Origin of the sequence: Evansella tamaricis (assembly GCF_019042215.1) — a bacterium.
GTDB classification, from domain to species: domain Bacteria; phylum Bacillota; class Bacilli; order Bacillales; family Salisediminibacteriaceae; genus Evansella; species Evansella tamaricis.
The window spans coordinates 36,570-45,622 of sequence record NZ_JAHQCS010000101.1; the positions used below are offsets into that span (position 1 = coordinate 36,570).

General features: G+C 37.9%; 11 protein-coding genes. 9 read left to right on the forward strand and 2 right to left on the reverse strand.

From position 1 onward, the window contains the following. The first annotated feature begins 43 nt into the window (after positions 1-43). From alaS to KS419_RS12385, 7 genes are all read left to right on the forward strand, one after another. Positions 44-2,680, forward strand: a complete 2,637-nt coding sequence (alaS, locus tag KS419_RS12355) for an alanine--tRNA ligase (RefSeq protein WP_217066709.1) — start codon at positions 44-46, stop codon at positions 2,678-2,680. 244 nt (positions 2,681-2,924) lie between these two features. After that, positions 2,925-3,191: an IreB family regulatory phosphoprotein gene (locus tag KS419_RS12360; RefSeq protein ID WP_217066710.1), complete on the forward strand. Its 267-nt coding sequence runs from the start codon at positions 2,925-2,927 to the stop codon at positions 3,189-3,191. A 2-nt stretch (positions 3,192-3,193) separates the two neighbouring features. Then, the gene (gene ruvX / locus KS419_RS12365) at positions 3,194-3,610 is read left to right on the forward strand and encodes a Holliday junction resolvase RuvX (protein WP_217066711.1); all 417 of its coding nucleotides are present in this window, start codon (positions 3,194-3,196) and stop codon (positions 3,608-3,610) included. A gap of 32 nt (positions 3,611-3,642) precedes the next feature. Then, positions 3,643-3,945 (forward strand): DUF1292 domain-containing protein, encoded by a 303-nt coding sequence (locus KS419_RS12370; RefSeq protein WP_217066712.1) that lies wholly within the window; start codon positions 3,643-3,645, stop codon positions 3,943-3,945. A 226-nt stretch (positions 3,946-4,171) separates the two neighbouring features. Then, positions 4,172-4,378, forward strand: a complete 207-nt coding sequence (locus KS419_RS12375; protein ID WP_217066713.1) for a hypothetical protein — start codon at positions 4,172-4,174, stop codon at positions 4,376-4,378. A gap of 113 nt (positions 4,379-4,491) precedes the next feature. After that, positions 4,492-4,686 (forward strand): hypothetical protein, encoded by a 195-nt coding sequence (locus KS419_RS12380; protein ID WP_217066714.1) that lies wholly within the window; start codon positions 4,492-4,494, stop codon positions 4,684-4,686. A 77-nt stretch (positions 4,687-4,763) separates the two neighbouring features. After that, positions 4,764-4,937 (forward strand): hypothetical protein, encoded by a 174-nt coding sequence (locus KS419_RS12385; RefSeq protein WP_217066715.1) that lies wholly within the window; start codon positions 4,764-4,766, stop codon positions 4,935-4,937. A gap of 112 nt (positions 4,938-5,049) precedes the next feature. Here the strand turns inward: KS419_RS12385 and KS419_RS12390 are convergent, their stop codons facing one another. Together KS419_RS12390 and KS419_RS12395 are read right to left on the reverse strand one after the other, a co-directional pair. Beyond that, positions 5,050-6,279: an IS4 family transposase gene (locus KS419_RS12390; RefSeq protein WP_217066716.1), complete on the reverse strand. Its 1,230-nt coding sequence runs from the start codon at positions 6,277-6,279 to the stop codon at positions 5,050-5,052. 243 nt (positions 6,280-6,522) lie between these two features. After that, the gene (locus KS419_RS12395) at positions 6,523-6,873 is read right to left on the reverse strand and encodes an ArsR/SmtB family transcription factor (protein ID WP_217066717.1); all 351 of its coding nucleotides are present in this window, start codon (positions 6,871-6,873) and stop codon (positions 6,523-6,525) included. A 222-nt stretch (positions 6,874-7,095) separates the two neighbouring features. On the opposite strand from KS419_RS12395, the gene mltG reads away from it, so the two are divergent. Together mltG and KS419_RS12405 are read left to right on the forward strand one after the other, a co-directional pair. After that, complete coding sequence (gene mltG / locus KS419_RS12400) at positions 7,096-8,208, forward strand: endolytic transglycosylase MltG (protein ID WP_246593914.1); 1,113 nt, start codon at positions 7,096-7,098, stop codon at positions 8,206-8,208. Positions 8,209-8,331: 123 nt separating this feature from the next. Continuing rightward, a complete protein-coding gene (locus KS419_RS12405) occupies positions 8,332-8,979 on the forward strand; it encodes an O-methyltransferase (RefSeq protein WP_217066718.1) in 648 nt (215 codons plus the stop codon). Positions 8,980-9,053 lie beyond the last annotated feature (74 nt).

Below are 9,053 nucleotides of genomic sequence, written 5' to 3' on the forward strand. Positions count from 1 at the left end.
AAAGCTGTCTGTACTGGACTGGAAAGAAAAAGGAGGAAATGAAATGAAGCAGTTAACATCTGCACAAGTGAGAAAATTGTTTTTAGAATTCTTTAAAGAAAAAGGGCATCATGTGGAACCTAGTGCACCCCTTGTTCCACATGATGATGCTTCGTTACTTTGGATTAATAGTGGAGTAGCAACATTAAAGAAGTATTTTGATGGACGGGTGATACCTAAAAATCCAAGGATAACAAATGCTCAAAAATCGATCCGAACAAATGATATTGAAAATGTAGGTAAAACAGCCCGTCATCATACTTTTTTTGAGATGCTTGGTAATTTCTCCATCGGAGATTATTTTAAGAAAGAAGCTATTCATTGGGCTTGGGAATTTTTAACTAGTGAAAAGTGGATTGGATTTGATGCAGAAAAACTTTCCGTAACTATTTACCCTGAGGACGATGAAGCATTTGATATTTGGCATCAGGAGGTAGGTCTTCCTAAAGAGAGGATCATCCGACTAAAAGAGAACTTCTGGGATATAGGAGAAGGACCTTGTGGACCAAATACAGAGATTTTTTATGACCGTGGAGAATCATATGGGAATGATCCTCATGACCCTGAGATGTATCCAGGTGGTGAGAATGAACGGTATTTAGAAGTATGGAACCTTGTTTTTTCCCAGTTCAATCACAATCCAGATGGAAGTTATACTCCTCTTCCTAAGAAAAACATTGATACCGGAATGGGATTAGAAAGGATGGTATCCATCATTCAGGATGCCAGAACCAATTTTGATACAGACTTATTTATTCCAATTATTGAGGCCACTGAAGAGATTGCTAACACCAAATACGGTAATACTGCCGAAGGGGATACAGCATTTAAAGTTATTGCTGACCATATCCGGACAGTAACGTTTGCCGTTTCCGATGGAGCACTTCCTTCCAATGAAGGTAGAGGATATGTTTTAAGGAGGCTTCTACGTCGTGCCGTACGCTATGCAAAGCAAATTGGAATTGAACGCCCATTTATGTATGGATTGGTTCCCGTTGTTGGAAAGATAATGAACGATTTTTATCCTGAGGTTAAGGAAAAGGAAGAATTTATTCAAAAGGTTATTAAGAATGAAGAGGAAAGATTCCATGAAACCTTAAATGAAGGATTAACCATACTAAATCGCATCATTGAAAAAGTTAAAGGGGAAAATGCTTCTCAAGTGGAAGGTAAAGACGTATTCCGATTATATGACACATATGGTTTTCCAGTGGATCTAACGGAAGAGTACGTGCAGGAAGCTGGTCTTGAAATTGATCGTAGTGGCTTTGAGGCAGAGATGAAGCAACAGAGAGAACGGGCAAGGGCAGCGAGACAAGATACAGGATCAATGCAGACACAAGATGAAACTTTAGGAAAAATAAAAGTGGAAAGCGAATTCGTAGGATATGATGTCTTAGGGATTCCAACAGTAGTGAAAGCGATTGTTAAAGACAAAAAACTTGTTGAGGAAGCCTATGTTGGAGATATTGTTCAACTTATTTTAGATAGAACACCTTTTTATGCTGAAAGTGGTGGACAGATCGCAGATACAGGGTCCTTATTTACAAAAGATCATGAACTGAGAGTAACAGATGTACAAAAGGCACCAAATGGGCAAAACCTTCACACGGCAGAAGTTGTAAAAGGTTCTGTAAAAACAGAAATGGGATTCTCAGCACAGGTAGATGAAAAGAGCCGAAAAGGTGTGGTAAAAAATCATACAGCAACACATCTTCTCCACCAGGCGTTGAAAGATGTACTTGGAGAACATGTTAATCAAGCGGGATCTCTTGTGGCAGAGGATCGATTACGTTTTGACTTCTCTCATTTCGGGCAAGTAACAGAGGAAGAATTGGAGAAAATAGAAACAATTGTAAATGAAAAGGTTTGGGAAGGGATCCTAGTCCATACTACGTTCAGAAGTCTTCAAGAAGCTAAATATATGGGAGCTATGGCTCTATTTGGAGAGAAATATGGAGAAACCGTCCGGGTAGTACAAGTGGGGAAATATAGTTTGGAACTCTGTGGAGGATGCCATGTGAACAACACAGCAGAAATCGGCCTCTTCAAGATTGTTTCGGAAGGAGGAATTGGAGCGGGAGTGCGTCGAATTGAAGCAGTAACAGCAAAAAAAGCATATGAATTTATGAATGGACAGGTAGATGTGCTAAAAAATGCTGCAGACTTATTGAAAACAAAGTTGAATGATGTTCCATTCCGAATTGAACAATTACAAAAGCAGTTGAAAGAAAAGGAAAGGGAGAACGAATCCTTTGCAGCAAAGCTCAGTCAATTAGAGGCAGGTAATATTCTTGACGAAATGGAAGAAATAAATGGTATTCCATTGTTAGTCAAGCAAGTAAATGTTACAGATATGAATCGCCTCCGTCAAATGGCAGATTCTTTAAAAGAAAAAATAAATTCAGGTATTCTCGTTCTCGCTTCTGTAAACAATGGTAAAGTTAATATCGTAACAAGCGTTTCGAAAGATCTAGTGAAGGAAGGCCACCATGCAGGTAATATTGTTAAGGAAGTGGCAACACACTGCGGTGGAGGAGGAGGAGGCCGCCCAGATATGGCACAGGCCGGAGCCAAAAATCCTGAAAAACTTGGGGAAGCTTTAAAAATAGTTCCTGAATTAGTAAAAAGAAATTACTAAATCTTGCTAATTCGTGTACAATAAAGTACAAGGGTAGACAATGGTCGTTGAATAATTATTGAATAAATGAAATATTATTTGGTGTAGAGAAAGAGGCAGTCCATCGTCCGTTTTTAAGGAGCTTGCTTTTGGAAAGATAAGTATATTTTTTAGTACAAGAGTAAAGTATGCTGTAAAGCTCCAGGCGTATTGCGCTTTACTAATTCCCTGCCATTTCTTTCAAAAATGGAGAGAGGTGTTTCCTATGAGTTCAATGGACAATACAATGAAGTTTAATTTTAACGATGACTCTTTAGATGAAGATGTGAAAGAAATATTATTAACGGTTTATTCTTCATTAGATGAAAAGGGATATAATCCAATTAATCAGATTGTAGGTTATCTATTATCTGGAGATCCGGCCTATATTCCCCGTCACAATGATGCCCGCTCCCTTATTCGGAAAATTGAAAGGGATGAAATCATTGAAGAGTTAGTAAGGTCTTATTTATCTCAACAAGAGAAGGAGTAAGTATGAAGGTAATGGGATTAGATGTAGGGACGAAGACCATTGGTGTTGCGGTTAGTGATGCTTTAGGATGGACTGCCCAAGGTGTAGAAACGATAAAAAGAAATCCTGAAAATGAAGAAAAGGATTTTGAACGGCTTAAAGAACTAATTAAAATACATGACGTTAGTTCAATTGTAGTGGGTTTACCGAAGAATATGAACGGAACGATTGGCCCCAGTGGAGAATTGTGTCAAATATTCGCGGAAAAACTAGCAGATACAACAAAATTAAAGGTAGAATTATGGGATGAACGTTTATCTACAGTCGCAGCGGAAAGAATGTTAGTATCGGCTGATGTCAGCCGAAAAAAACGTAAGAAAGTTATTGATAAAATGGCCGCTGTAATAATATTGCAAGGTTTTTTAGATCGGAGGCAATAACGAACTTTATCAGTGGAAAAGGAGGCAAATCGATGTCAGAATATCAAATGCAACGTCCAGCAGAAGACGAAGAGAGAATAATCATTCCAGACGAAAATGGGGATGAACACCTTTTTGAGGTACTATTTACATTTGACGTGGATGAAACAGGGAAGTCTTATATGGTTTTAGTCCCAGAAGGATCCAATGAATCCGAGGAAGATGAAGTGGAAGTAACGGCATTCCGTTTTGAAGAGCCTGAAGGGGAAGACCTTGCTTTATATCCCTTAGAAACAGATGAAGAATGGGATATGGTAGAGGAGTTACTGTCTACATTTACAGAGGAAGAGGAATAATTTATTTTAAAGGAGAGGGCTACATGGTGTAGTTATATTTATTACACCATGTAGCTTTTTCTGTTAAAAGGTAAGAATATATGAAACCCTCGTGCAAGTTGTCCAGCTCCAGCGATAAGCGTTTACTTCAGTGGCATCACACGAGCGATGCTGCCCTTGAGTCTGCTTTGAGTTACCACGTCGGACAGGACGTCCTAATATCGGGCATGCCACAGGACGTGGCGCTTTGCCCGATGGACGGACAGGACGTCCTAATATCGGGCATGCCACAGGACGTGGCGCTTTGCCCGATGAACGGATACGCATCCTCGAAAAGTTAGAAGAGGAAGAGGCAGTGACAGTGACAGTGACATTCGCCCGTGACCGAGGGGCTAACGCTTATATAATTGGTCCAAAGAAAAAAACATTAATTAAATCAAAAAAAATTGATTAAAAGACTTGTTAAATTTACCATATTCATATAAAATGACATTAGATCAAAAAAACTTGATTAATTAATCAAAAATAATTGATTTAATAAAAGGGAAATTGGAAGGAGGAATTACAATGAATCATTATCATATGAGTGGGATGAAGGCTGAAATTGCATACAGACAAGAAGCAGTAAAACGAACGTACTCAACTGTCAGTAAGGAAAATGGATTAATATTAATAGCAGTGAAAAAACTCCAAAAAGGAGTCAGTACTTTTTTCAAATCAAGAAGAAACTCCCGTTCAACTGTTTCCTCTAAAATCTGCTAATGTAGTACATAAAATAAGACTGGGACAAAATTGTTCCAGTCTCTATTTTTATAAAGAAAATTATATGTGTCAAGCTCATGCGACGAGCGTTTCCCCGGTTGCAGCGATATGCCTCCAGTTACCACGCCGGACAGGACGGCCTAATATCGGGCATGCCACAGGACGTGGCCGTTCTGTCCGATGGACGGACAGGACGTCCTAATATCGGGCAAGCCACAGGACGTGGCGTTTTGCCCACTAGCGTTGCATAACTGTAAATTAATTTGTAAATAAAGTAAAATTTACCATGCGTATTTTATCATCAGAAGCAAAAAAGACAATCTGGAATAAGATTGTTGCTTGTTCCCATTTTTTGTAAATTATTTATTTGATCTTTTTCTTAATACGTTTCTTTCTTTTGTCCACAATCAGCGCGACACTACCATAAACAACATCTTTTTTTGGTTTTTCCGGAATTTTTTGCCTTCCTTTAGATGTTTTTTTAGGCTTATATGCTAACGCAGCCGTGAATTGTTTCCATGAATTACAGATGTAAGCTCTAATATGTTTCAAAATATCTAGCATAGTTTTATCCGATTTTGTATTCAGCTTCACGATAAGTGTTATTAAGTATGTGATCATTGCAATAAACATTTGGTTCCAAATGCCTTGCGGCTTTGTACTCCATATCTTAACGAACCTTAAAGATTGTTTTATCCATTTAAAGAACAGTTCAATAATCCATCGATTCTTGTATACTTCAGATATATATTGTGCCTCTAAGTCCCATCTAGTAGTAGCAAGTCTATACAATCTTCCTTTTTCATCCTCAAACTCCACTAGTCTAATTGGCTCCATTTTGGCACCTGCACCCAGAATAACTTTGGCATCTCTTTTGATGTTAGATCCCGTTGGTACTTCGTACTCCTCTAACACCTTTATCTTAAATGGGTCTCGAAGTCTAATAACACATTTAATATCTTTTTTTATCCACTCGTTCATACGATAGAAATCCATATAGCCCCGGTCCATCACATAGGTTTCGTCAGAAACTTCTATTAAAATATCGCCTCCTTCATGATCTTGAACTTTACCGTTTGATGGAACGATTTTATCCGGATAATGAACATCTGGTGAAGCTACAATTAGCCTTGTATGCATCTTTACAGCAGTATTTTCTTTAGAAACATTTGCCCAGCTAGACAAAAAAGCTGGCAGTCCAAGTCGTGTCGCATCAACGATGCGTAGTCTACCTATATAAGGAGGAAGACCAACCATACTTCTAGTATGAAAGTTAAGTTGAGCGACTACTTTAAGGAACAATTTTTGAAGAATGGCAGTATCCAGTTCATTAATTCTTCGACTTAATTGAGAACTACTTATACTTTCCACATCAATACATTTCATAAGTTCCTTTTTTGCACGCAATTCTATGTCAAATACAGAGTATGACTCCCATTTTTGAATCTGAGCGGTGACAAAAATTTTAACAAGTGCTTCAATAGTTAACTTACTATTATTGTAATTTAAGATCGGACAAGCCAAATCCTCGGTAGGTAAATAATCCAAGCATTGACTTAATACGTTTTTTTGAGATAATATACTCCTATTCATTATTATTTAACTCCTATTGTAGATAGTTTGTATTTGGGAACAAACATCTAACAAATACAATAGGAGCTTTTTTTATGTTTGTCTACATATATCTTTCTATAATTTACTATTTCTGGAATCCGTGCAACGCTAGTGCGTTTTGCCCGATGGACGGATAAACAACGGAGCGTTAGCTAGTAGAGGAAGAGGCACTGCCCTACGCTCGTGACCAAAGGCGCTTGCGCTTTTCTTAATAACTGCAGATTAACAGCAAGTGCTATCTTCTGTTCGAAAAATACAACACAGTTGATTGGATAATAATCCATTCATTTCTTTCTGGTTTATCTGGTAATAACTCCATGTCCCTTTTGTTTCTTTTGTAATCAAGTTGGCATCCAATAATATTTTAAGGTGATAAGAAAGTTTAGATTGTTGCATATCAATTGTTTCACTCAAATCACATACACAAACTGACGTTGAATTTGTAATCAAATAAAGTATCTCTAGACGTTTTTTATCTGCGAGTGCTTTAAATTTTTTTTCGTAGGAATGAAAGAATTCAGCATCTGGCCGATCGGTATTTCCTTTTGTGAGAGGAATAGATAATGGATTCATAGGAACCTCCTTCATTTATATCAAAAAAAATTGATTTATATCTACATTATATCAGTAACATAATCAATTTCAAGTAATGCTTGCTATTGTATGAACAAGAAAATAAAATCGTATTATAGTGTTTTATCACACTTAATGTCCAGATGCTTTACTATTTTGCAAGAAAGATCGAAAAATATTTATTGTATAGTATAATAGATGGGGTGAAAGGGGGACTAAGGTTTGTCTGACAAAAAAAACAAAGCAAAGCTTATAAATCGTAAAAAATTAGAGGAACGGCAAAAGGAAGCAAGCGTTGTACGCAAAATAGTAATGATTTGCCTTCTACTTATCATTTTGGGAGTGGCAGGAGGGGCATATGCTGGTTATCATTATGTAACTGGTGCCATTGGCCCTGTAGATGAGAATGATGATGAAATTGTGCATGTTACTATCCCAATTGGTTCCACAAGTACGGGTATCGGAAGAATTTTAGAGGAAAATGGTGTCATAAGTGACTCGTCCATTTTCAGGTATTACGTCCGTTTTAAGAATGAAACTGGGTTTCAGGCAGGAGATTATGAATTAACAAAATCTATGAACTTGGATCAAATTATTGACGAATTAAAAGAAGGTACGATATATCAAGAATATCAACTAAGTTTTACAATTCCAGAAGGACGTTGGTTAGAGGATGTCATTACGAGAATTGCATCGGAAACCAATCTGGAAGAAGAAGAATTAACAGAAAAGGTAAATGATGAAGAGTATCTTACAGAACTTATTAGCCGTTTTGAAATGCTCGAGGATGTAATTTTAGATGAAGAGATCAGATGGCCTCTAGAGGGTTATATGTTCCCTTCCCGGTATGACTTTGTGGAAGAAGAAATTGAAGTGGAACAGATGATTGAATCGATGCTAAGACGTACTGCAACCGTATTAACGGACAATGGTGCCGGTTCATCCGATTACTCTTATCATGAGATCTTGACGATAGCTTCTATTATTGAAGGTGAGGCAAGGAATGATGAAGAGCGTTTAAGAATTTCAGGTGTTATTGAAAACCGGTTAAGGATCGGTATGCCACTTCAGATGGATCCGACCGTTGCCTATGCACATGGAGAGCATTTCTCTAGAACATTAATTGAACATACAGAATTCGCATCTCCTTATAACACTTACCATATTAATGGGTTACCAATTGGTCCAATTAATAATCCGGGAGAAGCATCGATACGTGCGGCGTTAAATCCGGAAGATCATAAATACTTGTATTTCTATCATGCTCCAAGTGGGAATGTATATTTCTCAGAAACGTTGGACGAGCATAACCGCGCAGTACAGCAGTATCGTTAATATACAGGAACAGAGAATGTGATGATTCGCATTCTCTGTTTTTATGTGTTAAAATATATCGATAAAAGTTTTAGAAGGGCATTTTTTTTTTAGAAAAGGGCAGCCAAAGGAGGCGCTTTTTTTATGGATATAGACGAATATATTAACAAACTTTTACCCGAAATTAATGATCCGTTAACAATCGAGATGGAACAATACGCGCAAAAACATCAAGTACCTATCATGGAGCCAGCTGGGATAGCCCTTCTACTCCAAGTATTAGAAATACATCAACCAAAAAAAATTCTTGAAGTTGGCACCGCTATTGGCTATTCTGCGATTCGTATGGCTAAAAGATTGACTGATAGCACCATTGTTACTTTAGAAAGGGATTTGGAGCGAATACAACTTGCGAAACAACATATCGAAAAAGCAGGCCTTGAGAACCGAATAGTCATCCTAGAAGGGGACGCATTAGAACTGGAAAGTGCCGTTTCTGACTTTGGTCCATTTGATATAGTGTTCATTGATGCTGCTAAGGGTCAATATGAGCGCTTCTTTGATATGTATGAACCTATGGTCTGTAAAGGCGGGCTCATTATATCAGACAATGTATTATTTAAAGGAATTGTATCAGGGGAGAAACCAGCTCCCCATAAACGACTGGAAGGAATGGCAAATAAACTCCGGGGCTATAATGAAAGATTAATGAGGGATACAAGGTTCTCTTCCATGATATACCCGGTAGGTGATGGTGTCATGGTTAGTATAAAGAAAAGCGCAAGCGCCTAGGCTCACGAGCGTAGGGCAGTGGAGGAATGACAACTAGAAGTGCGCTCTTAGACTTCGGTTGTCATTTCCGAAGT